The organism is Pseudomonas laurylsulfativorans (genome assembly GCF_002906155.1).
GTDB classification, from domain to species: Bacteria; Pseudomonadota; Gammaproteobacteria; order Pseudomonadales; family Pseudomonadaceae; genus Aquipseudomonas; species Aquipseudomonas laurylsulfativorans.
Map to the genome: position 1 here is coordinate 288030 of NZ_MUJK01000004.1, position 21399 is coordinate 309428.

The window sequence follows — 21399 nt, forward strand, 5'->3', positions numbered from 1 at the left end:
CGTAGACAGCAAAACGCCCCGGCATCCGAAAATGGCGGGGCGTTTTGTGGTGTTTGCATGCAGCTTTTGTGGTGAAGGAGCAAGCTCCTTTACCACAAAATCTCAAGCGGAATGGCGAACCATGTCCACATGCGGAATCCCGGCTTCCAGGAACTCCTCACTGACCATGTTGAAGCCCAGGCGCTCATAGAACGCCGTGGCTTGTACCTGGGCGCTGAGCATCTGCTGCTTGAGTCCGCGCTCTTCGGCTTCGCCGATGACCGCTTGCATCAGTGCATCGCCGACCTTCAGGCCGCGCCAATCCTTGAGCACCGACACTCGGCCAACGTGGCCGTCGGGCAGCAGGCGGGCGGTGCCAATCGGAAAGTCACCTTCGTAAGCGAGGAAATGCACTGCATCAATGTCATCGGCATCCCATTCCAGTTCAGGTGGAACTGACTGTTCGGCGACGAACACCGCTTCACGAATGCGCCGGATTTCGGCGTTGTCCTTTTGCCAGTCTGCGACACATACGTGAATCTTATTCATCGGCAAACCCCAGGCTTCCTTGCTTGACCAGTTCGCACAGCAGGCCGCGGCCGTCTTCATCTTTCAGCCATTCGCCGAGGTTGTCGGCGTGCAGCGCGTCGGCGGCGCAGATCATCTTCAACAGTTCGCGCAGTTTGCCAGGCAGATAACGGCTCTGGCCGCTGGCAAATAGCAGCAGGTCGTCGTCGACTTCGGACCACGCCAGGCGTGCACTCGGGTTGCGAATCAGGATCGCGCCTTGCTCCAGCTCGTTCATGAAGTCTTCTTCTTCGACTTCTTCCGGGCCCACCACCAGTTCCGGGTAGCGTGGCTCGGTCATGAACTGGCCGAACCAGGTCAGCAGCAGGCGTTCGTCGCTCATATGCTCGGCCAGCAGGCCTTTCAAGCGGTCGAGTGCGTCGCGCTGGATCTGGTGAGGATCGGCTGTCGGCACCGCGTCGGCGTCGGTGTAGCGTTCTTCGTCCGACAGGAACTGGCTGAGGAAGTCAGTGAAGTGGGTCAGCACTTCAGCAGCGCTCGGCGCACGGAAACCGACGGAGTAGGTCATGCAGTCATCGACGGCGACGCCGCAATGAGCCAGGCGCGGTGGCAGGTACAGCATGTCGCCCGGTTCCAGCACCCATTCGTCAGTCGCTTCGAATTCGGCGAGGATGCGCAGGTCGGCGTGAGCCAGCAGCGGGCTTTCGGTGTTGCACATCTGGCCGATCTTCCAGTTGCGCTTGCCGTGGCCTTGCAGCAGGAACACGTCGTAGTTGTCGAAGTGCGGACCGACGCTGCCACCTGGCGCTGCGTAGCTGATCATCACGTCGTCAATGCGCCAGCTCGGCAGAAAGCGGAAGTTTTCCAGCAGTTCGCTGACTTCCGGTACGAACTGATCCACGGCTTGAACCAGCAGGGTCCAATCACGTTCAGGCAATTTGCTGAATTCATCTTCGGCGAACGGGCCGCGACGCAATTCCCATGGGCGCTCGCCATTCTCGATGATCAGGCGCGATTCGACTTCTTCTTCCAGCGCCAGGCCGGCCAGTTCGTCGGCGTCGATCGGGCTTTCGAAATCAGGAATTGCCTGACGGATCAGCAGCGGCTTTTTCTGCCAGTAGTCGCGCAGGAATTCCCGTGCCGTGATGCCGCCCAGAAGTTGAAGAGGAGTGTCAGGATTCATGTGTAACCTATTGAAAAAATGCACTTTTCATACGGGAATAAAAACGCCCGGCGCTGCCGGGCGTCTTAAAAGGGTCTAGCGGTCGATCAGATGCGTTTGGCTTGCGCTACAGCGTTGCCGATGTAGTTGGCCGGGGTGAGCAGCTTCAGCTCGGCCTTGGCGGCGGCTGGCATGTCCAGGCCGTCGATGAAAGTCTGCAGCGCTTCTGGGCTGATGCCCTTGCCGCGGGTCAGTTCTTTCAGCTTTTCGTACGGGTTTTCGATGTTGTAGCGACGCATCACGGTCTGGATCGGCTCGGCCAATACTTCCCAGCAGGCGTCCAGGTCAGCGGCAATCTTCTGCTCGTTGAGCTCAAGTTTGCTGATGCCCTTGAGGCTGGCTTCGTACGCGATCACGCTGTGGGCGAAGCCGACACCGAGGTTGCGCAGTACGGTGGAGTCGGTCAGGTCGCGCTGCCAGCGGGAGATCGGTAGCTTGCTCGCCAGGTGCTGGAACAGTGCGTTGGCGATGCCCAGGTTGCCTTCGGAGTTTTCGAAGTCGATCGGGTTGACCTTGTGCGGCATGGTCGACGAACCGATTTCGCCAGCGATGGTGCGCTGCTTGAAATAACCCAGGGAGATGTAGCCCCAGATGTCGCGGTCGAAGTCGATCAGGATGGTGTTGAAGCGCGCGATCGCGTCGAACAGCTCGGCGATGTAGTCGTGCGGCTCGATCTGCGTGGTGTACGGGTTGAAGCCCAGGCCTAGCTCGTCTTCGATGAAGGCGCGGGCGTTGGCTTCCCAGTCGATCTCGGGGTAGGCCGACAGGTGTGCGTTGTAGTTGCCAACAGCGCCGTTGATCTTGCCCAACAGCGGCACGGCAGCGACTTGGGCGATTTGACGCTCCAGACGGTAAACCACGTTCGCCAGTTCTTTGCCCAGGGTGGTCGGCGAGGCCGGTTGACCGTGGGTGCGCGACAGCATTGGCACGTCGGCGAAGCGGATGGCCAGCTCACGGATGGCGTTGGCGGTCTGGCGCATTAGCGGCAGCATCACGTCATCACGGCCTTCGCGCAGCATCAGGGCGTGGGACAGGTTGTTGATGTCTTCGCTGGTGCAGGCAAAGTGGATGAATTCGCTGACCTTGGCCAGTTCCGGCAGCTTGGCCGCCTGCTCTTTGAGCAGGTATTCAATGGCTTTGACGTCGTGGTTGGTGGTGCGCTCGATCTCTTTGACGCGCTCGGCGTGCTCCAGAGAGAAGTTTTCCGCCAGGGCGTTCAGCACGGCGTTGGCTTCGGCGGAGAACGCCGGCACTTCGCTGATGGCAGGGTGAGCGGCCAGGCGCTGGAGCCAGCGCACTTCAACCAGGACGCGGGCACGGATCAGGCCGTACTCGCTGAAAATTGGGCGCAGGGCCTGGGTTTTGCCGGCGTAGCGGCCGTCAACAGGGGAAACCGCAGTGAGCGAAGAGAGCTGCATGGGGTGTTCTCGGACAGTCGGGCAACGAAATGGGGCGCGTATCATACATGAAAAAATCCGCCGGTCCGTCGCCAACTGACCGGCGTATTACGCGTATTGCAAAGTTCGGTGCTGTCGATGCGGGTTATTCGTTACGCATCAATGGGTAAAGCTCTTTCAGCAATTTGCGGCGGCTGATCACCAACTGCCAGCGATGACCGCCCAATTGCCGCCACAGGCGTGCCGAACGGATGCCGGCCAGCAGCAGGGCGCGAATTTTCGAGGCGTTGCTCGGTTGTTGCAGGTTGCGCATGTCACCGTGCACCTGGATGCGTTGGCGCAGGGTGCTCAGGGTGTCCTGATACAGCGCGCCGCAGGCGGCGATCACGTTTTCGTGGGCCGGGCCGAAGTGTTCGACCTGGGACTGGATTTGCGGCAGGCGCTTGCCAATTACGTCCAGCATGTCGCTACGCTTGGCCAGTTGGCGCTCAAGGCCGAGCATGGCCAGGGCATAGCGCAGCGGTTCGCGTTGCAGGGCGCTTGGGTCGCGTTCGAGGGCGCCGATCAATGCGCGATAGCCTTCGCGCAGATTGATGTCGTCGCCACCGTAGACTTCCAGCGTGTCCTTGGGGTCGCGAATCAGCAGGCTGCCGAGCATGCAGGTCAGGCCGGCCTCGTGGGTCTGGCCGGTCTTGGCGATCCTGTCCACCAGCACGGCGGCGAGAAACACGCCACCCAGTGCTGTCAATTGCTCCTGGATCGGGCTCATGGGTGCTCGCCTTCGGGAATGTCCTTGCTGGTCCATGGTTCGGCCACTTCGATCACGCCGCCGCCGAGGCAGATTTCACCGTCGTAGAACACCACGGACTGTCCCGGAGTGACCGCGCGCTGCGGATCATCGAAGGTTGCGCGATAACCGGTGGCGGTTTTTTCCAGGGTGCAGGGCTGGTCGCTCTGGCGATACCGCACTTTCGCGGTCAGCTTGCGTGGCTGGCTCAGGTCGACCGGGTTGACCCAGTAGATATCCGAAGCGAGCAGGGCGCGGGAGAACAGCCATGGGTGATCGTTGCCCTGGCCAACGATCAGCTCGTTGTGTTCCAGGTCCTTGATCAACACGTACCACGGCTCGTCGCTGGCGTCTTTCAGCCCGCCGATGCCCAGGCCCTGGCGCTGGCCGATGGTGTGGTACATCAGGCCGTGGTGACGGCCGATGATTTCGCCTTCGGTGGTCTTGATCTCGCCCGGTTGCGCCGGCAGGTACTGCTTGAGGAAGTCGCTGAAGCGGCGCTCGCCGATAAAGCAGATCCCGGTGGAATCCTTCTTCTTTGCGGTCGCCAGCTCGTATTTCTCGGCGATGGCACGCACTTGTGGCTTTTCCAGTTCGCCAACCGGGAACAGGGTCTTGGCGATCTGTTCGCCGCCGACGGCGTGCAGGAAATAGCTCTGGTCCTTGTTTGGGTCCAGGCCCTTGAGCAGTTCGGTGCGCCCATCGATGTCGCGGCGACGCACGTAATGACCGGTGGCGATCAAGTCGGCGCCAAGCATCATGGCGTAGTCGAGGAACGCCTTGAACTTGATCTCGCGGTTGCACAGGATATCCGGGTTCGGCGTGCGCCCGGCCTTGTATTCGGCCAGGAAGTGTTCGAATACGTTGTCCCAGTACTCGGCGGCGAAGTTGGCGGTGTGCAGCTTGATGCCAATCTTGTCGCAAACAGCCTGAGCGTCCGCCAGGTCATCCATGGCGGTGCAGTATTCCGTTCCATCGTCTTCTTCCCAGTTCTTCATGAACAGGCCTTCCACCTCATAGCCCTGCTCGATCAGCAGGAGGGCGGAAACGGAAGAGTCCACGCCGCCGGACATGCCGACAATGACGCGCTTCTTTTGTGTGTCAGAAGGAGCTGGATCACGCATAGGAATTCGATGAGTGTCTTGAAAAAGGACGCGATTCTAACAGGGTCAGGCCCGCAAGGCTAAAGAGAAGGACGGATCAATTCGAGGTCGAAGTGAATGCCTGCCAGATAGTCGTCGATGCAACGGATGATCAGCTCGCTGCGCCAGTTGTCGCGCTGCTCGATTAATTCTTCACGGGTCAACCACTTGGCGCCGACGATGCCGTCGTCCAGTTGATAATCCGCGTGGTGTTTGATCGCTTTGGCGATGAAGCAGACCCGTTGGTAGGTCACGCCGTTGCTCGGGGCAGTATAGAGATAAATGCCCAGTACGCCGGTTGGTTCGACGTCCCAGCCGGTTTCCTCGAGGGTCTCGCGCACGGCGGCTTCGGTCAGGGTTTCATGCGGGTCCAGATGGCCGGCGGGCTGGTTGAGCACCACGCGCCCGTGCTTGAGTTCTTCGACCATCAGGAAGCGGCCGTTGTCTTCGACGATGGTGGCGACGGTGATGTGGGGTTTCCAGTCCATAAAATGCCCTCGATGTTGAAATGCGATCCCTGTAGGAGCCGGCTTGCTGGCGATAGCGGCGTATCAGTCAATGAAGATGTTGAATGATAAACCGCATTCGCGAGCAAGCCCGCTCCCACATGGGATTTGTGTAAGGTCTGAAAACACAAACCCCGGCACAGGGCCGGGGTTTGTGATGTTCCCTTACAACCTTAAACCAGCGCAGCGACAGCCGCGTTGAAGGTTGCGCTTGGGCGCATGGCCTTGCTGATCAGTTCGGCGTCGGCGTGGTAGTAACCGCCGATGTCCACTGGCTTGCCCTGAACGGCGTTGAGTTCGGCAACGATGGTCGCCTCGTTCTCGGTCAGGGTTTTGGCCAGGGTCGCGAACTGCGCTTGCAGTGCAGTGTCTTCGGTCTGGGCGGCCAGGGCCTGAGCCCAGTACAGCGCCAGGTAGAAGTGGCTGCCGCGGTTGTCGATGTTGCCGACTTTGCGCGATGGCGACTTGTTGTTGTCCAGGAACTGGCCGGTGGCCTGGTCCAGGGTCTTGGCCAGAACCAGCGCCTTTGGATTGTTGTAGTTCACGCCCAGGTGTTCCAGGGACGCGGCCAGGGCCAGGAATTCACCCAGCGAATCCCAGCGCAGGAAGTTTTCTTCCAGCAGTTGTTGAACGTGCTTGGGTGCCGAACCGCCGGCGCCGGTTTCGAACAGGCCACCGCCGTTCATCAGCGGCACAATCGACAGCATCTTGGCGCTGGTGCCCAGTTCCATGATCGGGAACAGGTCGGTCAGGTAGTCGCGCAGTACGTTGCCGGTTACCGAGATGGTGTCTTTACCTTCGCGGGTGCGCTGCAGGGTGTACTTCATTGCGTCGACAGGCGACATGATCTGGATGTCCAGGCCGGCAGTGTCGTGATCCTTCAGGTAAGCCTGAACTTTCTCGATCACCACGCCATCGTGGGCGCGCATTGGGTCCAGCCAGAAAATCGCCGGGGTCGCGCTTGCACGGGCACGGTTGACGGCCAGTTTGACCCAGTCCTGGATCGGCGCGTCTTTGGTCTGGCACATGCGGAAGATGTCGCCGGCTTCGACCGACTGCTCCAGCAGCAGGTTGCCCTTGCTGTCGGTGACGCGAACAACGCCGTCAGCCTTGATCTGGAAAGTCTTGTCGTGGGAGCCGTACTCTTCGGCTTTCTTCGCCATCAGGCCAACGTTTGGCACGCTGCCCATGGTGGTCGGATCGAACGCCCCGTTGGCCTTGCAGTCTTCGATGACTGCCTGGTAGATGGTGGCGTAGCAGCGATCCGGGATCACGGCCTTGGTGTCGTGCAACTGGCCGTCGGTGCCCCACATCTTGCCGGAGTCACGGATCATCGCCGGCATCGAGGCGTCGACGATTACGTCGCTCGGCACGTGCAGGTTGGTGATGCCTTTGTCGGAGTTGACCATCGCCAGGGAAGGGCGAACGGCGTAGACCGCCTGGATGTCGGCTTCGATCGCAGCTTGCTGCTCGGCAGGCAAGGCCTTGATGCGGGCGTACAGGTCGCCGATGCCGTTGTTCAGGTTAAAACCGATCTGTGCCAGCACGTCAGCATGCTTGGTCAGTGCGTCTTTATAGAACTCGGCAACGATCTGGCCGAACATGATCGGGTCGGAGACCTTCATCATGGTGGCTTTCAAGTGAACCGACAGCAGCACGCCTTGGGCCTTGGCGCTTTCGATTTCAGCGGCAATGAAGGTGCGCAGGGCGTTCTTGCTCATGACTGCGCAATCGAGGATCTCACCGGCTTGTACGCTGGTCTTTTCCTTCAGGACGGTGGCGGTGCCGTCTTGAGCGATCAGTTCGATTTTCACGGCGTCAGCGGCGTCGATCAGGGCAGCTTTTTCGCTGCCGTAGAAATCGCCGGCGCTCATGTGCGCGACGTGGGACTTGGAGTCCTTGGCCCAGGCGCCCATTTTGTGCGGGTGCTTGCGTGCGTAGTTCTTGACCGACAGCGGTGCGCGGCGGTCGGAGTTGCCTTCACGCAGAACCGGGTTCACGGCGCTGCCCTTGACCTTGTCGTAGCGCGCCTTGGCTTCTTTGTCGGCGTCGCAGGTCACGGTTTCAGGGTAGTCCGGCAGGTTGTAGCCCTGGGCTTGCAGCTCTTTGATCGCGGCTTGCAGTTGTGGAACCGAAGCGCTGATGTTTGGCAGCTTGATGATGTTGGCTTCAGGCGTAACGGCCAGCGCGCCCAGTTCGGCGAGGTGGTCGGCTACGGCTTTGTCGCCCAGTTGCTCGGGGAAGCTGGCCAGGATGCGCCCTGCAAGAGAGATATCGCGGGTTTCAACGGCGATATCGGCCGAAGCGGTGTAGGCCTCGATGATAGGCAACAGTGAATAGGTGGCGAGGGCTGGGGCTTCGTCGGTGAAGGTATAGATGATCTTCGAGCGGGTGGGCATATTCGGATTAACTCTCTCTTCTTTGCTAAAGCGTGCGCAGAAACTCGAGGGCGCCGGGTAAGCGCGTTCGTTCAAAGTCATCCATGAGCCGAATATCGAGGTTTCGTTGCTGTGATGTTGGGTGCATCAGTAGGGTGTCAAGTGGCCGGGCTGCGGTAACAGACCGGTCTAACTGGCGGAAATGCTCGTCGTAGAGCTGTTCAACCTGACGTGACCCTTTAGTCAGCGGCGGCATTATACATAGGAAGCTGGCAATCTGCCGATGGTTCATACGCAACGAATGTCGTCCATTGGTCTAAAGGTCGCAGGGGCGAACAGGGCGTAAGGTCATTCGTCGTGCTTGAGTTTGGCGTTTTTCCCTTTGCTTTCAGGCTTGTAGCTCACGACTTTCAGGGCTTTGCGGCAGTTGAGCGGAACATAGGGTTTGCGCGCCGATTCAACTGGGTTACGCTCGAACCAAGCCAGATGTTCAATCCAATCAATGGAGTTCAGCATGGGTTACAAGAAGATTCAGGTTCCAGCCGTCGGCGACAAAATCACCGTCAATGCAGACCATTCTCTCAATGTTCCTAATAACCCGATCATCCCCTTCATCGAAGGCGACGGCATTGGTGTCGACATCAGCCCGGTCATGATCAAGGTTGTCGATGCTGCTGTTAAGAAGGCTTACGGTGGCGAGCGCAAGATTTCCTGGATGGAAGTGTACGCCGGGGAAAAAGCGACTCAGGTTTACGATCAGGACACCTGGCTGCCTCAGGAAACCCTGGATGCAGTCAAGGATTACGTAGTTTCCATCAAGGGCCCGCTGACCACCCCGGTCGGTGGCGGCATCCGTTCCCTGAACGTGGCCCTGCGCCAGCAACTCGACCTTTACGTCTGCCTGCGTCCGGTGCGCTGGTTCGAAGGTGTACCTAGCCCGGTCAAGAAGCCAGGCGATGTCGACATGACCATCTTCCGCGAGAACTCTGAAGACATCTACGCCGGCATCGAGTGGAAGGCGGGTACGCCCGAAGCCACCAAGGTCATCAAGTTCCTTAAAGAAGAAATGGGCGTTACCAAGATCCGTTTCGATGAGAACTGCGGTATCGGCGTCAAACCGGTTTCCCTGCAAGGCACCAAGCGTCTGGCGCGCAAGGCCCTGCAATATGTTGTCGACAATGATCGCGACTCGCTGACTATTGTGCACAAAGGCAACATCATGAAGTTCACCGAAGGTGCCTTCAAGGAATGGGCTTACGAAGTGGCGGCTGAGGAGTTCGGCGCGACCCTGCTCGACGGCGGTCCATGGATGCAGTTCAAGAACCCGAAAACCGGCAAGAACGTTGTCGTCAAGGATGCCATCGCCGACGCCATGCTCCAGCAGATCCTGCTGCGCCCGGCCGAGTACGATGTGATCGCGACCCTGAACCTGAACGGCGACTACCTCTCCGATGCCCTGGCGGCGGAAGTGGGTGGTATCGGTATCGCGCCAGGTGCCAACCTGTCCGACACCGTGGCCATGTTCGAAGCCACCCACGGTACGGCACCGAAGTACGCCGGCAAGGACCAGGTCAACCCCGGTTCGCTTATTCTGTCTGCTGAAATGATGCTGCGCCACATGGGCTGGACCGAGGCAGCCGACCTGATCATCAAGGGCACCAATGGCGCGATTTCCGCCAAGACCGTGACCTATGACTTCGAGCGCCTGATGGAGGGTGCGAAACTGGTTTCGTCTTCCGGCTTCGGTGATGCGCTGATCTCGCACATGTAAAAAACGCGAGCACACAAAAACCGCCTGATTCAACAAGTTGAGTCAGGCGGTTTTTTTATGACTGGATGACGTTGCGGCGTTAAACCGTAACGGTCTGATCAGTGGCGGATGTCGTTGCTTTTGAAGCATCCACTGGGTTGCCGATGTTGACCGCGTGCAGGCCTTTGGGGCCCTGGATGATGTCAAATACGACAGCTTGCCCGGCTTTCAGGGTTTTATAGCCATCCATTTTAATGGCCGAGTAGTGGGCAAACAGGTCTTCTGTCTTGCCTTCCTCATTGATGAATCCGTAACCCTTGGCATTGTTGAACCACTTCACCTTGCCGACTGCCATACCCAACTCCCTCTGCAACAGACTCCATCACTGGAGTATCATCCAGTACATCCGCAGTCGAATCTGTAAATAAGATTGACTCCGCGGACCTTTTTTACCCACTGTGGGCTCTATTGGTTGTAACACCGTTTTGCCGATAGTCAAGCTGACCCGGCAGTCGGAGTTGAAATCGCTGATAGCCGCCCCCACCAATGTATTTGAACAACTGACGAACCTTTCTTTCCATGCATGCAATCAGCCAGATTCGACTAACATTCAATCAGGATCGCCCTGATTTACACGACGACGATTCCGCAGGCATTGCAGTTCAGGAGGCAAAGCCTGCACTTCAGGCGCCGCCGATGTACAAGGTGGTTTTGTTCAACGATGACTACACACCGATGGATTTCGTCGTCGAAGTGCTCGAGGTGTTTTTTAACCTGAATCGCGAGCTGGCGACCAAGGTCATGCTGGCCGTCCATACAGAAGGACGGGCAGTATGTGGAGTGTTTACCCGCGACATCGCCGAGACCAAGGCCATGCAGGTCAACCAGTACGCCAGGGAAAGCCAGCATCCGCTACTCTGTGAAATCGAGAAGGACGGTTAATCGCCGGACACTTGGGTATGAGGTGAAGCTATGTTAAACCGCGAGCTCGAAGTCACCCTCAATCTTGCCTTCAAGGAGGCCCGTTCGAAGCGTCATGAATTCATGACCGTCGAACACCTGCTGTTGGCCCTATTGGACAATGAGGCTGCCGCCACCGTTTTGCGTGCGTGCGGCGCGAACCTCGACAAACTCAAGCATGACCTGCAGGAGTTCATCGACTCCACCACGCCATTGATCCCCGTGCATGACGAGGATCGCGAAACCCAGCCAACCCTGGGCTTCCAGCGTGTCCTGCAACGTGCTGTGTTTCACGTACAGAGCTCGGGCAAGCGCGAAGTGACTGGCGCCAATGTGCTGGTCGCGATCTTCAGTGAGCAAGAGAGTCAGGCGGTGTTCCTGCTGAAACAGCAGAGCGTTGCCCGTATAGATGTCGTCAACTACATCGCCCATGGCATTTCCAAGGTGCCGGGGCATGGCGATCACTCTGAAGGTGAGCAAGATATGCAGGACGACGAGGGCGGTGAGTCTTCTTCCTCAGGCAATCCGCTGGATGCTTATGCCAGCAACCTCAATGAACTCGCGCGCCAGGGTCGTATTGATCCGTTGGTGGGCCGTGAGCTGGAAGTCGAGCGTGTTGCGCAGATCCTGGCGCGTCGTCGCAAAAACAATCCGCTGCTGGTGGGCGAGGCTGGCGTGGGTAAAACCGCGATTGCCGAAGGCCTGGCCAAGCGCATTGTCGACAACCAGGTGCCGGACCTGCTGGCCAACAGCGTGGTTTACTCCCTTGACCTGGGTGCCTTGCTGGCCGGTACCAAGTACCGTGGCGATTTCGAGAAGCGCTTCAAAGCGTTGCTCAATGAGCTGAAAAAACGTCCGCAGGCGATCCTGTTCATCGACGAGATCCACACCATCATTGGTGCGGGTGCCGCATCCGGTGGCGTCATGGATGCTTCGAACCTGCTCAAGCCACTGCTGTCCTCGGGTGATATCCGTTGCATCGGCTCGACTACCTTCCAGGAATTCCGCGGCATCTTCGAGAAGGACCGTGCCTTGGCCCGGCGCTTCCAGAAGGTCGATGTGTCTGAGCCTTCGGTGGAAGACACCATTGGCATTCTGCGCGGCCTGAAGGGGCGTTTCGAAAGCCATCACAATATCGAATACAGTGATGAAGCCCTGCGTGCCGCCGCTGAACTGGCTTCGCGCTATATCAATGACCGGCACATGCCGGACAAGGCGATCGATGTGATCGACGAGGCGGGTGCCTACCAGCGCCTGCAACCGGTCGAGATGCGTGTCAAACGCATCGAAGTGCCTCAGGTCGAGGACATCGTCGCGAAAATCGCGCGGATTCCACCAAAGCACGTCACCAGTTCCGACAAGGAGCTGCTGCGTAACCTTGAACGAGACCTGAAGTTGACCGTGTTTGGTCAGGATGCCGCGATCGATTCGCTGGCCACCGCGATCAAGCTGTCCCGTGCCGGCCTCAAGTCCCCTGACAAACCTGTCGGTTCGTTCCTGTTCGCCGGGCCTACCGGTGTCGGTAAAACCGAAGCGGCGCGCCAGTTGGCCAAGGCGCTGGGTGTCGAGCTGATTCGTTTCGACATGTCCGAGTACATGGAGCGCCACACCGTATCGCGTCTGATCGGTGCGCCTCCGGGTTATGTCGGGTTCGATCAGGGCGGCCTGCTGACCGAGGCCATCACCAAGCAGCCACACTGCGTGCTGTTGCTCGATGAGATCGAGAAGGCGCATCCGGAAGTCTTCAACCTGCTGCTGCAGGTGATGGACCACGGTACGTTGACCGATAACAACGGGCGCAAGGCGGATTTCCGTAACGTGATCGTCATCATGACGACCAACGCCGGTGCCGAGACCGCAGCCCGCGCTTCGATCGGTTTCACCTATCAAGATCATTCGTCCGATGCGATGGAGGTGATCAAGAAGAGCTTCACGCCGGAATTCCGCAACCGTCTGGACACCATCATCCAGTTTGGTCGCCTCAGCCATGAGGTCATCAAAAGCGTGGTGGACAAGTTCCTTACCGAGCTTCAGGCGCAGCTGGAAGACAAGCGAGTGTTGCTGGAAGTCACCGACGCGGCCCGCAGCTGGCTGGCCGAAGGTGGTTACGACGCGGCGATGGGGGCTCGCCCAATGGCTCGCCTGATCCAGGATAAGATCAAGCGTCCGCTGGCGGAGGAGATCCTATTTGGCGAACTGGCCGAGCATGGCGGTGTGGTGCACATCGACATCAAGGACGGCGAACTGACCTTCGAGTTCGAGACCACGGCCGAGATGGCCTGACGTTCAGAAGCAAAACAAAAAGGCGCCGAGAGGCGCCTTTTTGTTGTCTGCAGGTCATGCACAAATCCAGTGTGGGGGGGGGGGCGCGAAAGCGTCGGCATATCCAGCATCCTTGTGTCAGCCGGATCGCATTCGCGAGCAAGCTCGCTCACATTGTCCGAGTGCGGCAGGTAAATCGCAGACAAACAAAAACGCCCGGCATAAGCCGGGCGTTTTGTGTTGACTAGATTAGTGAGCCGGCCCTACGCCTGTAGGAGCGAGCCTGCTCGCGATGTTCGTCAACGATGAAGCGGGGACTCTGACTTGACGCGGTGCTCTCAGGTTTTTCGCGAGCAAGCTCGCTCCTACCTTAGCGGGCGCGGTAAGTGATGCGCCCTTTGCTCAAGTCATAGGGAGTCAGCTCGACGCGCACTTTGTCGCCGGTAAGAATACGGATGTAGTTCTTGCGCATCTTGCCGGAGATGTGCGCGGTTACGACGTGCCCATTTTCCAACTCCACACGAAACATGGTGTTGGGCAGGGTGTCGACGACAGTGCCTTCCATTTCGAAGCTGTCTTCTTTCGACATGCAGTAAAGCCCTCGGTGTCCAATGAATGGCCCGGTGCAACTGCGCCAGGCAAAAGCGGCGTGCATTGTGCCCGAAAAGTGGGGTTTAAGCCAAGGGGTTTAGGGCCGGCTCTAGTTTAGAACCACCCAGCGCTGATTAATCAGCAACTCAATGGGGCGATATTGAGTCTTGTAGTTCATTTTTTTGCAGTTTTTGATCCAGTAGCCGAGGTAGACCGCTTCCAGTCCCAGCCGTCTGGCCTCGGCGATTTGCCAGAGGATTGCGAAACGCCCAAGGCTGCGACGCTCTTCGGCAGGCTCGTAAAAGGTGTAAACCGCCGAAATACCGTTCGGCAGTAAATCGGTGACAGCGACGGCCAGCAACTGGCCGTTCAGGCGGAACTCATAAAAGCGTGAAAACGGCAGGTCCCGCACCAGGAATGTGGAAAACTGGTCGCGACTTGGCGGGTACATATCGCCATCGGCGTGACGCTGCTCGATATAGCGCTGGTAAAGGTCGAAGTACTCTTCGCTGAAGCAGGGCTTGGCCGGACGCACCTGCAGATCCGCGTTGCGCTTGAAGATGCGTTTCTGTTGGCGATTGGGCGTGAACTGCCCCACGGGAATGCGCGCCGGAACGCACGCATTGCAGTTCTGGCAATGCGGCCGGTAGAGATGGTCGCCACTGCGACGAAAACCCATCTCCGACAGGTCTGCATAGACATGCACATCCATGGGCTGGCTAGGGTCGAGGAACAGGGTTGTGGCCTGCTCCTCGGGCAGATAACTGCAAGAGTGCGGCTGAGTGGCATAGAACTTCAAACGCGCCAACTCGGTCATGATCAACCCTCGGGATAATGCTTTTGAATAAGTGTAAGCCACGCGCGCAAATGTCGCTCAGCAAACCCAGGTGGCAGTGTTGGGTTGGTCCAGGTGCCTGGCCAAATAGTTGGCAAACTCGCGGCGGGGTATCGCCCGGGCACCCAGGCTGTGCAGGTGGTCGGTAGGCATCTGGCAATCGATCAGCACAAAACCCGAGTCTTTCAGATGCCGGACCAATGTGGCAAAGCCGAATTTCGAGGCGTTGTCAGCGCGGCTGAACATGGACTCGCCAAAAAACAACTGGCCCATCGCCAGGCCATACAACCCGCCAACCAATTCGTCCCCGTCCCACACTTCCACCGAGTGCGCGTGTCCGCGCCTATGCAGTTCGATGTAGGCATCCTGCATCGCCTCGGTGATCCAGGTGCCGTCGGCGTAATCCCGGGGCGCGGCACAGGCACGGATGACGGCGGCGAAGTCCTCGTCAAAGGTCACTTGATAGCGTTGCTGGCGCAGCAGTTTGTTCAGGCTGCGCGAGACGTGCAATTCGTCGGGAAACAAGACCGTGCGCGGGTCCGGAGACCACCACAAAATTGGCTGGCCTTCGGAAAACCAAGGGAAGCAGCCGTGGCGATAAGCCGAGATCAGCCGATCGGCGGACAGATCACCACCGGCAGCCAGAAGCCCGTTGGGGTCGCGCATGGCCTTTTCCAGCGGTGGGAAATGCAAGGTACTGCGTTGTAACCAAGTCAGCATGGCATCCGGGCTTGCAGAAGGGGAGGGCGGTGGCGGGTGTTGGCCCGCCGTAAAGTTTGCCTTCAAACGGCAGGAATGTCGTCGAGGTATTTTTCGGCGTCCAGTGCCGCCATGCAACCGGCCCCGGCAGATGTAACGGCCTGGCGATAAACGTGGTCGGCCACGTCTCCGGCGGCAAACACGCCTGCAATCTCCGTAGCGGTGGCATCGCCTTCGCTGCCACCCTTGACCAGCAGATACCCGTCGCGCATTTCCAGTTGGCCGGTGAACAGGTCGGTGTTGGGTTTATGGCCGATGGCGATAAACACCCCGGCCAACTGCAGCTCCCTGGTTTCGCCGGTGTGGCTGTCGCGCAGGCGGGCGCCGGTCACGCCGCTGGCATCGCCGAGCACTTCGTCCAGATTCTGGTTCCAGTGAAGACGGACATTGCCGCTGGCGGCTTTTTCGAAGAGCTTGTCCTGGAGGATTTTCTCCGAGCGCAGTTTGTCGCGCCGATGAATCAGGTGCACCTCCTTGGCGATGTTCGACAGGTACAGGGCTTCCTCGACCGCCGTGTTGCCGCCGCCGACCACCGCAACCACCTGATTTCGATAGAAGAACCCGTCACAGGTCGCGCACGCCGAAACCCCTTTGCCCGCGAAGGCTTCTTCCGATGGCAGGCCCAGGTATTGCGCGGAAGCGCCGGTGGCAATGATCAGTGCGTCACAGGTATAAGTTGCGCCATCGCCAATCAGTTCAAATGGCCGTTGTTGCAACTTGGCCGTATGGATGTGGTCGTAAACGATCTCGGTGGCAAAGCGTTCGGCGTGTTTTTGCATGCGCTCCATCAGCACCGGTCCGGTCAGGCCTTCGACGTCACCTGGCCAGTTATCGACTTCGACGGTGGTGGTGAGCTGGCCACCTGCCTGTATGCCGGTAATGACAACGGGCTTGAGGTTGGCGCGGGCGGCATAAACGGCTGCGCTGTAACCGGCAGGGCCGGAGCCCAGGATAATCAGGCGGGAATGCTTCGCTTCGCTCATAAAAACACCTCATAAGCCTTTGTCACAAAAGAGAATGCATGCTCAAATTGAACAGCATGTCATGTGCTGTTGACTATGCTACACCCAAGGGTCTCAAGCATGGCGTCGTGCGCACAAACCCGTACAATGCCCTGCGTGTTACATATATTCAGTGCGCGCCGTGTTTATAAAAACCGAAGCGCAGTGTTAAAAGTAGTCCCGGTTACACGTGTTAACTTTTTTACCTGCCTGGATTGGGCGGTTTTTGGCAGTTTTTATAGACATTCACCAGATGGACGCGCCTATGGCGCAGGAAAAGAAGCGTTTTGAAGAAATCCACCGCAGCACCTAAACCAGCCGTCGTTCCGCTCTGGCGCCAGCACTTGCACTACCGACTCAAGGAAGGTGCGCTGATCGCCATCGGTGCCTTGTGCCTGTTCCTGATGATGGCCTTGTTGACCTATGGCAAGGACGATCCGGGCTGGAGTCATAACAGCAAGATCGACGACGTGCAGAACTTCGGTGGGCCAGCGGGCTCCTACAGCGCCGATATCCTGTTCATGGTGCTGGGTTATTTCGCCTACATCTTCCCGTTGCTGCTGGCGATCAAGGCGTACCAGATCTTCCGCCAGCGTCACGAACCGTGGCAGTGGAGCGGCTGGCTGTTCTCCTGGCGCCTGATCGGCCTGGTGTTCCTGGTGTTGTCGGGTGCGGCCCTGGCCCATATCCATTTCCATGCCGCGACAGGTCTGCCGGCCGGGGCGGGTGGTGCGCTGGGCGAAAGCCTCGGCGAACTGGCCAGGAACGCCCTGAATATCCAGGGCAGCACGCTGTTGTTCATTGCGTTGTTCCTGTTCGGCCTGACTGTGTTTACCGACCTGTCTTGGTTCAAGGTGATGGACATCACCGGCAAGATCACCCTCGACCTGTTCGAACTGTTCCAGGGCGCGGCCAATCGCTGGTGGGCGGCCCGTACCGAGCGTAAACAACTGGTTGCCCAGTTGCGTGAAGTCGACAACCGTATGGATGAAGTGGTCGCGCCGACTGTCACCGACAAGCGCGAGCAGGCCAAGGTCAAGGAGCGGTTGATCGAGCGTGAGCAAGCCCTGAGCAAACACATGTCCGAGCGCGAGAAGCAGGTGCCGCCGGTGATTGCTCCCGCGCCGCCCAAGCCTGCCGCACCGAGCAAGCGCGTCGAAAAAGAGAAGCAGGCGCCGCTGTTCGTCGACAGCGCCGTGGAAGGCACCTTGCCGCCGATCTCGATTCTCGATCCGGCGGAAAAGAAACAGCTCAATTACTCGCCTGAATCCCTGGCTGCGGTTGGCCACTTGCTGGAAATCAAGCTCAAGGAATTCGGCGTTGAAGTCGCGGTCGATTCGATTCACCCAGGTCCGGTGATTACCCGTTACGAGATCCAGCCGGCGGCCGGCGTCAAGGTCAGCCGTATTTCCAACCTGGCCAAGGACCTGGCCCGCTCCCTGGCCGTGACCAGCGTGCGCGTGGTGGAAGTGATTCCGGGCAAGACCACGGTCGGTATCGAGATCCCCAACGAAGACCGGCAGATCGTGCGTTTCTCCGAGGTGTTGTCGACCCCCGAGTACGACAACTTCAAATCCCCGGTTACCCTGGCCCTGGGCCACGACATCGGCGGCAAGCCGGTTATCACCGACCTGGCGAAGATGCCCCACCTGCTGGTGGCCGGTACTACCGGCTCCGGTAAGTCGGTGGGTGTGAACGCGATGATCCTGTCGATCCTGTTCAAGTCCGGCCCGGAAGACGCCAAGCTGATCATGATCGATCCGAAAATGCTGGAACTGTCGATCTACGAAGGCATTCCGCACCTGCTGTGCCCGGTGGTCACCGACATGAAGGACGCCGCCAACGCCCTGCGTTGGAGCGTTGCCGAGATGGAGCGACGCTACAAGCTGATGGCCAAGATGGGTGTGCGAAACCTCTCGGGCTTCAACGCCAAGGTCAAGGAAGCCCAGGACGCCGGCACGCCGTTGAGCGATCCGCTGTACAAGCGCGAGAGCATCCACGACGAAGCACCACTGTTGCAAAAACTGCCAACCATCGTGGTGGTGGTCGACGAATTCGCCGACATGATGATGATCGTCGGCAAGAAGGTTGAAGAACTGATCGCCCGTATCGCGCAAAAGGCTCGTGCCGCCGGTATCCACTTGATCCTTGCAACCCAACGTCCGTCGGTGGATGTGATCACCGGTCTGATCAAGGCCAACATTCCGACCCGTATGGCATTCCAGGTATCGAGCAAGATCGACTCGCGGACCATCATCGACCAGGGCGGTGCCGAACAACTGCTGGGCCACGGTGACATGCTCTACATGCCGCCGGGTACCAGTCTGCCGATTCGTGTTCACGGTGCTTTCGTGTCCGACGATGAGGTTCACCGGGTAGTGGAAGCCTGGAAGCTGCGTGGCGCACCGGAATACAACGACGACATCCTCAATGGCGTCGAAGAGGCCGGCAGCGGCTTCGAAGGCAGCAGCGGTGGTGGCGACGGTGATGATCCTGAGGCCGACGCGCTGTACGACGAAGCGGTCCAGTTCGTCCTGGAAAGCCGTCGCGCCTCCATTTCCGCGGTTCAGCGCAAGCTGAAGATCGGCTATAACCGCGCCGCGCGCATGATCGAAGCCATGGAAATGGCCGGGGTCGTGACGTCCATGAACACCAACGGTTCGCGAGAAGTCCTGGCCCCGGGCCCGGTGCGCGACTGACCCGAGTTTGAAAGGGGTGGCGTCCATTGGCGCCACCCGCACTCCCACGAATGTTATGAGGACTCCCATGCGTCTGATCCGCATGCTGTTGCTGCCGGTACTGGCTCTGACCACGCTCCAGGCTAACGCCGATGACAAGGACGTGGCGCGCTTGACCCAATTGCTGGAAAAATCCCAGACCCTGACCGCACGTTTCTCGCAACTGACCCTTGATGGCACCGGCACCCAGTTGCAGGAAACCGCCGGCGACATGTCCCTGCAGCGTCCGGGCTTGTTCTACTGGCACACCGATGCGCCGGCCGAACAGACCATGGTTTCCGATGGCAAGAAAGTCACCCTGTGGGACCCGGACCTGGAACAGGCCACCATCAAGAACCTCGACCAGCGCCTGACCCAGACGCCGGCCTTGCTGCTGTCCGGTGACGTGTCCAAAATCAGTCAGAGCTTCGACATCAGCGCCAAGGAAGCCGGCGGCGTGATCGACTTCACCCTCAAGCCGAAAACCAAGGACACCTTGTTCGACAGCCTGCGCCTGTCGTTCCGCAACGGTCTGGTCAATGACATGCAACTGATCGACAGCGTCGGCCAGCGCACCAATATCCTGTTCACCGGGGTGAAGGCCAACGAGCCGATCCCGGCGTCCAAGTTCAAGTTCGACATCCCCAAGGGTGCGGACGTGATCCAGGAGTAACACGCAGAACCTGTGGGGGCGGGCTTTTGTGGCGAGGGGGCTTGCCCCCGTTGGGTCGCGAAGCGACCCCAAAACCTGCTATTGCGTTGTATCAGGCATACCGAATGCAGAATTTTACGACTGCTTCGCAGCCGAACGGGGGCAAGCCCCCTCGCCACAGGGTCTTTGCCAGGCTTTGAGATTTAGTTAGTCACCCGAGGTTTTAAACGTACGCCATGGATCTGTTTCGCAGCACCCCGATCGCCCAGCCCTTGGCCGCCCGCCTGCGCGCGGCCAACCTGGACGAGTACGTCGGTCAGGAACACGTGCTCGCTCGCGGCAAGCCCTTGCGCGAAGCGCTGGAGCAGGGTGCCCTGCATTCGATGATTTTCTGGGGGCCGCCGGGTGTGGGCAAAACCACTCTGGCGCGATTGCTCGCGGAAGTCTCTGATGCGCACTTCGAAACGGTCTCGGCGGTGCTGGCCGGGGTCAAGGAGATCCGTCAGGCGGTGGAAATCGCCAAGCAGCAAGCTGCGCAGTATGGTCGTCGCACCATCCTGTTTGTCGATGAAGTGCATCGCTTCAACAAGTCGCAGCAGGATGCGTTCCTGCCCTATGTCGAAGACGGCACGTTGATTTTCATCGGCGCGACCACGGAAAACCCCTCGTTCGAACTCAACAACGCCTTGCTGTCGCGGGCGCGGGTCTATGTGCTCAAAAGCCTCGACGAAGCGGCCCTGCGCAAACTGGTACAGCGCGCGCTGACCGAAGAACGGGGCCTGGGCAAACGCAACCTGACCCTCAGCGACGAAGGTTTCCAGATGCTGCTGTCGGCCGCCGATGGAGACGGCCGGCGCTTGCTCAACCTGCTGGAAAACGCCTCGGACCTTGCCGAGGACAACAGCGAAATCGGCACCGAGCTCCTGCAAAGCCTGCTCGGTGATACCCGGCGGCGTTTCGACAAGGGCGGCGAAGCCTTTTACGATCAGATATCGGCGCTGCACAAATCGGTTCGCGGCTCCAACCCCGACGGCGCGCTGTACTGGTTCGCGCGCATGATCGATGGCGGCTGCGATCCGCTGTACCTGGCCCGCCGCGTGGTGCGCATGGCCAGCGAAGACATCGGCAATGCCGACCCGCGCGCCCTGAGTCTGTGCCTGGCGGCGTGGGAAGTGCAGGAGCGCCTCGGCAGCCCCGAGGGTGAACTGGCGGTGGCCCAGGCCATCACCTATCTGGCTTGTGCGCCAAAGAGCAACGCGGTGTACATGGGCTTCAAGACGGCATTGCGCGCCGCCGCCGAGCACGGTTCGCTGGAAGTGCCGCTGCACCTGCGCAACGCGCCGACCAAGTTGATGAAGCAGTTGGGCTACGGCGACGAATACCGCTATGCCCACGATGAGCCAGACGCCTACGCTGCGGGGGAAGACTATTTCCCGGAGGAGCTGGACCCGATTCCGTTCTATCAGCCTGTGCCCCGTGGGCTGGAATTGAAGATCGGTGAAAAACTCAATCACCTGGCAAAACTCGACCGTTCAAGCCCTCGGCAGCGGAGAAAATAGTGCTTCCTTTGATCGTTGCGGTTTCCGTCGGCGGGATGGCCGGTACGTTATTGCGCTTTGCCACGGGCAACTGGATCAACGCGAATTGGCCTCGGCACTTCTATACCGCGACGCTGGCCGTTAATATCGTGGGCTGTTTGCTGATCGGTGTTCTATACGGTCTGTTTTTGATACGCCCGGAGGTGCCTATTGAGATTCGCGCCGGGTTGATCGTTGGCTTCCTCGGGGGGCTGACGACTTTTTCATCCTTTTCACTGGATACGGTGCGCCTGCTGGAAAGTGGGCAAGTGCCGCTGGCCCTGGGCTATGCGGCGCTCAGCGTATTCGGCGGGCTGCTTGCCACCTGGGCCGGCCTGTCCTTGACCAAACTTTGA

Annotated in this window: 20 protein-coding genes; 7 read left to right on the top strand and 13 right to left on the bottom strand. The window is 59.2% G+C overall.

Annotated features, from left to right (window positions below; all coding sequences use genetic code 11):
- Nucleotides 1–102 precede the first annotated feature (102 nt).
- The 8 genes from B0D71_RS15165 to B0D71_RS31475 all read right to left on the bottom strand — a co-directional run bounded on the left by B0D71_RS15165 (nucleotide 103) and on the right by B0D71_RS31475 (nucleotide 8455).
- Nucleotides 103–528: a GNAT family N-acetyltransferase gene (locus B0D71_RS15165; RefSeq protein WP_103395480.1), complete on the bottom strand. Its 426-nt coding sequence runs from the start codon at nucleotides 526–528 to the stop codon at nucleotides 103–105.
- Nucleotides 521–1690: a ribosomal protein uL16 3-hydroxylase gene (locus B0D71_RS15170; protein WP_103395481.1), complete on the bottom strand. Its 1170-nt coding sequence runs from the start codon at nucleotides 1688–1690 to the stop codon at nucleotides 521–523. The genes B0D71_RS15165 and B0D71_RS15170 overlap by 8 nt, the downstream gene beginning before the upstream one ends.
- 86 nt (nucleotides 1691–1776) lie before the next feature.
- Nucleotides 1777–3147: an adenylosuccinate lyase gene (gene purB, locus B0D71_RS15175; RefSeq protein ID WP_103395482.1), complete on the bottom strand. Its 1371-nt coding sequence runs from the start codon at nucleotides 3145–3147 to the stop codon at nucleotides 1777–1779.
- Between the two features lie 124 nt (nucleotides 3148–3271).
- Nucleotides 3272–3895 carry a high frequency lysogenization protein HflD gene (gene hflD, locus B0D71_RS15180; RefSeq protein WP_103395483.1) on the bottom strand — a complete coding sequence of 208 codons (624 nt, stop codon included), beginning with the start codon at nucleotides 3893–3895 and terminating at the stop codon, nucleotides 3272–3274.
- Nucleotides 3892–5037, bottom strand: coding sequence for a tRNA 2-thiouridine(34) synthase MnmA (gene mnmA / locus B0D71_RS15185; protein WP_103395484.1), 1146 nt, complete (start codon nucleotides 5035–5037; stop codon nucleotides 3892–3894). Before mnmA ends, hflD begins: the two co-directional genes overlap by 4 nt.
- Before the next feature lie 59 nt (nucleotides 5038–5096).
- Nucleotides 5097–5543 (bottom strand): NUDIX hydrolase, encoded by a 447-nt coding sequence (locus B0D71_RS15190; protein WP_103395485.1) that lies wholly within the window; start codon nucleotides 5541–5543, stop codon nucleotides 5097–5099.
- Between the two features lie 191 nt (nucleotides 5544–5734).
- On the bottom strand, nucleotides 5735–7960 hold the full coding sequence (locus tag B0D71_RS15200) for an NADP-dependent isocitrate dehydrogenase (protein ID WP_103395486.1): 2226 nt from the start codon (nucleotides 7958–7960) through the stop codon (nucleotides 5735–5737).
- A 327-nt stretch (nucleotides 7961–8287) separates the two neighbouring features.
- Entirely contained in the window at nucleotides 8288–8455 is a 168-nt protein-coding gene (locus B0D71_RS31475) for a hypothetical protein (RefSeq protein WP_165798722.1), read from the bottom strand.
- Here B0D71_RS31475 and icd point away from each other — a divergent pair.
- A complete protein-coding gene (gene icd, locus B0D71_RS15205) occupies nucleotides 8454–9710 on the top strand; it encodes an NADP-dependent isocitrate dehydrogenase (protein ID WP_057399856.1) in 1257 nt (418 codons plus the stop codon). The genes B0D71_RS31475 and icd overlap by 2 nt on opposite strands.
- 79 nt (nucleotides 9711–9789) lie before the next feature.
- Here icd and cspD read toward each other — a convergent pair whose 3' ends face one another.
- A complete protein-coding gene (gene cspD, locus B0D71_RS15210; protein WP_103395487.1) occupies nucleotides 9790–10044 on the bottom strand; it encodes a cold shock domain-containing protein CspD in 255 nt (84 codons plus the stop codon).
- A 224-nt stretch (nucleotides 10045–10268) separates the two neighbouring features.
- Here cspD and clpS point away from each other — a divergent pair, with 224 nt between their 5' ends.
- Nucleotides 10269–10631, top strand: coding sequence for an ATP-dependent Clp protease adapter ClpS (gene clpS / locus B0D71_RS15215; protein ID WP_015094394.1), 363 nt, complete (start codon nucleotides 10269–10271; stop codon nucleotides 10629–10631).
- Between the two features lie 30 nt (nucleotides 10632–10661).
- Nucleotides 10662–12932: an ATP-dependent Clp protease ATP-binding subunit ClpA gene (gene clpA, locus B0D71_RS15220; protein WP_103395488.1), complete on the top strand. Its 2271-nt coding sequence runs from the start codon at nucleotides 10662–10664 to the stop codon at nucleotides 12930–12932.
- A gap of 349 nt (nucleotides 12933–13281) precedes the next feature.
- Here clpA and infA read toward each other — a convergent pair whose 3' ends face one another.
- The 4 genes from infA to trxB all read right to left on the bottom strand — a co-directional run bounded on the left by infA (nucleotide 13282) and on the right by trxB (nucleotide 16079).
- Nucleotides 13282–13500, bottom strand: coding sequence for a translation initiation factor IF-1 (infA, locus tag B0D71_RS15225; protein WP_002553999.1), 219 nt, complete (start codon nucleotides 13498–13500; stop codon nucleotides 13282–13284).
- A 111-nt stretch (nucleotides 13501–13611) separates the two neighbouring features.
- Nucleotides 13612–14319 (bottom strand): arginyltransferase, encoded by a 708-nt coding sequence (locus B0D71_RS15230; protein WP_103395489.1) that lies wholly within the window; start codon nucleotides 14317–14319, stop codon nucleotides 13612–13614.
- Between the two features lie 57 nt (nucleotides 14320–14376).
- Nucleotides 14377–15057 (bottom strand): leucyl/phenylalanyl-tRNA--protein transferase, encoded by a 681-nt coding sequence (gene aat, locus B0D71_RS15235; protein ID WP_103395490.1) that lies wholly within the window; start codon nucleotides 15055–15057, stop codon nucleotides 14377–14379.
- Between the two features lie 62 nt (nucleotides 15058–15119).
- Entirely contained in the window at nucleotides 15120–16079 is a 960-nt protein-coding gene (trxB, locus tag B0D71_RS15240; RefSeq protein ID WP_103395491.1) for a thioredoxin-disulfide reductase, read from the bottom strand.
- A gap of 305 nt (nucleotides 16080–16384) precedes the next feature.
- Here trxB and B0D71_RS15245 point away from each other — a divergent pair, with 305 nt between their 5' ends.
- The 4 genes from B0D71_RS15245 to crcB all read left to right on the top strand — a co-directional run bounded on the left by B0D71_RS15245 (nucleotide 16385) and on the right by crcB (nucleotide 21399).
- Nucleotides 16385–18796 carry a DNA translocase FtsK gene (locus B0D71_RS15245; RefSeq protein ID WP_103395492.1) on the top strand — a complete coding sequence of 804 codons (2412 nt, stop codon included), beginning with the start codon at nucleotides 16385–16387 and terminating at the stop codon, nucleotides 18794–18796.
- Nucleotides 18797–18863: 67 nt separating this feature from the next.
- Complete coding sequence (gene lolA, locus B0D71_RS15250) at nucleotides 18864–19487, top strand: outer membrane lipoprotein periplasmic chaperone LolA (protein ID WP_095966491.1); 624 nt, start codon at nucleotides 18864–18866, stop codon at nucleotides 19485–19487.
- A 215-nt stretch (nucleotides 19488–19702) separates the two neighbouring features.
- Nucleotides 19703–21025, top strand: a complete 1323-nt coding sequence (locus B0D71_RS15260) for a replication-associated recombination protein A (protein ID WP_103395493.1) — start codon at nucleotides 19703–19705, stop codon at nucleotides 21023–21025.
- On the top strand, nucleotides 21025–21399 hold the full coding sequence (crcB, locus tag B0D71_RS15265; RefSeq protein ID WP_103395494.1) for a fluoride efflux transporter CrcB: 375 nt from the start codon (nucleotides 21025–21027) through the stop codon (nucleotides 21397–21399). Before B0D71_RS15260 ends, crcB begins: the two co-directional genes overlap by 1 nt.

Bases quoted from the DNA above. Each gene is read 5' to 3' on its own strand.
- B0D71_RS15165 (WP_103395480.1), bottom strand. From the start codon at position 528: ATGAATAAGATTCACGTATGTGTCGCAGACTGGCAAAAGGACAACGCC.
- B0D71_RS15170 (WP_103395481.1), bottom strand. From the start codon at position 1,690: ATGAATCCTGACACTCCTCTTCAACTTCTGGGCGGCATCACGGCACGG.
- purB (WP_103395482.1), bottom strand. From the start codon at position 3,147: ATGCAGCTCTCTTCGCTCACTGCGGTTTCCCCTGTTGACGGCCGCTAC.
- hflD (WP_103395483.1), bottom strand. From the start codon at position 3,895: ATGAGCCCGATCCAGGAGCAATTGACAGCACTGGGTGGCGTGTTTCTC.
- mnmA (WP_103395484.1), bottom strand. From the start codon at position 5,037: ATGCGTGATCCAGCTCCTTCTGACACACAAAAGAAGCGCGTCATTGTC.
- B0D71_RS15190 (WP_103395485.1), bottom strand. From the start codon at position 5,543: ATGGACTGGAAACCCCACATCACCGTCGCCACCATCGTCGAAGACAAC.
- B0D71_RS15200 (WP_103395486.1), bottom strand. From the start codon at position 7,960: ATGCCCACCCGCTCGAAGATCATCTATACCTTCACCGACGAAGCCCCA.
- icd (WP_057399856.1), top strand. From the start codon at position 8,454: ATGGGTTACAAGAAGATTCAGGTTCCAGCCGTCGGCGACAAAATCACC.
- B0D71_RS31475 (WP_165798722.1), bottom strand. From the start codon at position 8,455: ATGCTGAACTCCATTGATTGGATTGAACATCTGGCTTGGTTCGAGCGT.
- cspD (WP_103395487.1), bottom strand. From the start codon at position 10,044: ATGGCAGTCGGCAAGGTGAAGTGGTTCAACAATGCCAAGGGTTACGGA.
- clpS (WP_015094394.1), top strand. From the start codon at position 10,269: ATGCATGCAATCAGCCAGATTCGACTAACATTCAATCAGGATCGCCCT.
- clpA (WP_103395488.1), top strand. From the start codon at position 10,662: ATGTTAAACCGCGAGCTCGAAGTCACCCTCAATCTTGCCTTCAAGGAG.
- infA (WP_002553999.1), bottom strand. From the start codon at position 13,500: ATGTCGAAAGAAGACAGCTTCGAAATGGAAGGCACTGTCGTCGACACC.
- B0D71_RS15230 (WP_103395489.1), bottom strand. From the start codon at position 14,319: ATGACCGAGTTGGCGCGTTTGAAGTTCTATGCCACTCAGCCGCACTCT.
- aat (WP_103395490.1), bottom strand. From the start codon at position 15,057: ATGCTGACTTGGTTACAACGCAGTACCTTGCATTTCCCACCGCTGGAA.
- trxB (WP_103395491.1), bottom strand. From the start codon at position 16,079: ATGAGCGAAGCGAAGCATTCCCGCCTGATTATCCTGGGCTCCGGCCCT.
- lolA (WP_095966491.1), top strand. From the start codon at position 18,864: ATGCGTCTGATCCGCATGCTGTTGCTGCCGGTACTGGCTCTGACCACG.
- B0D71_RS15260 (WP_103395493.1), top strand. From the start codon at position 19,703: ATGGATCTGTTTCGCAGCACCCCGATCGCCCAGCCCTTGGCCGCCCGC.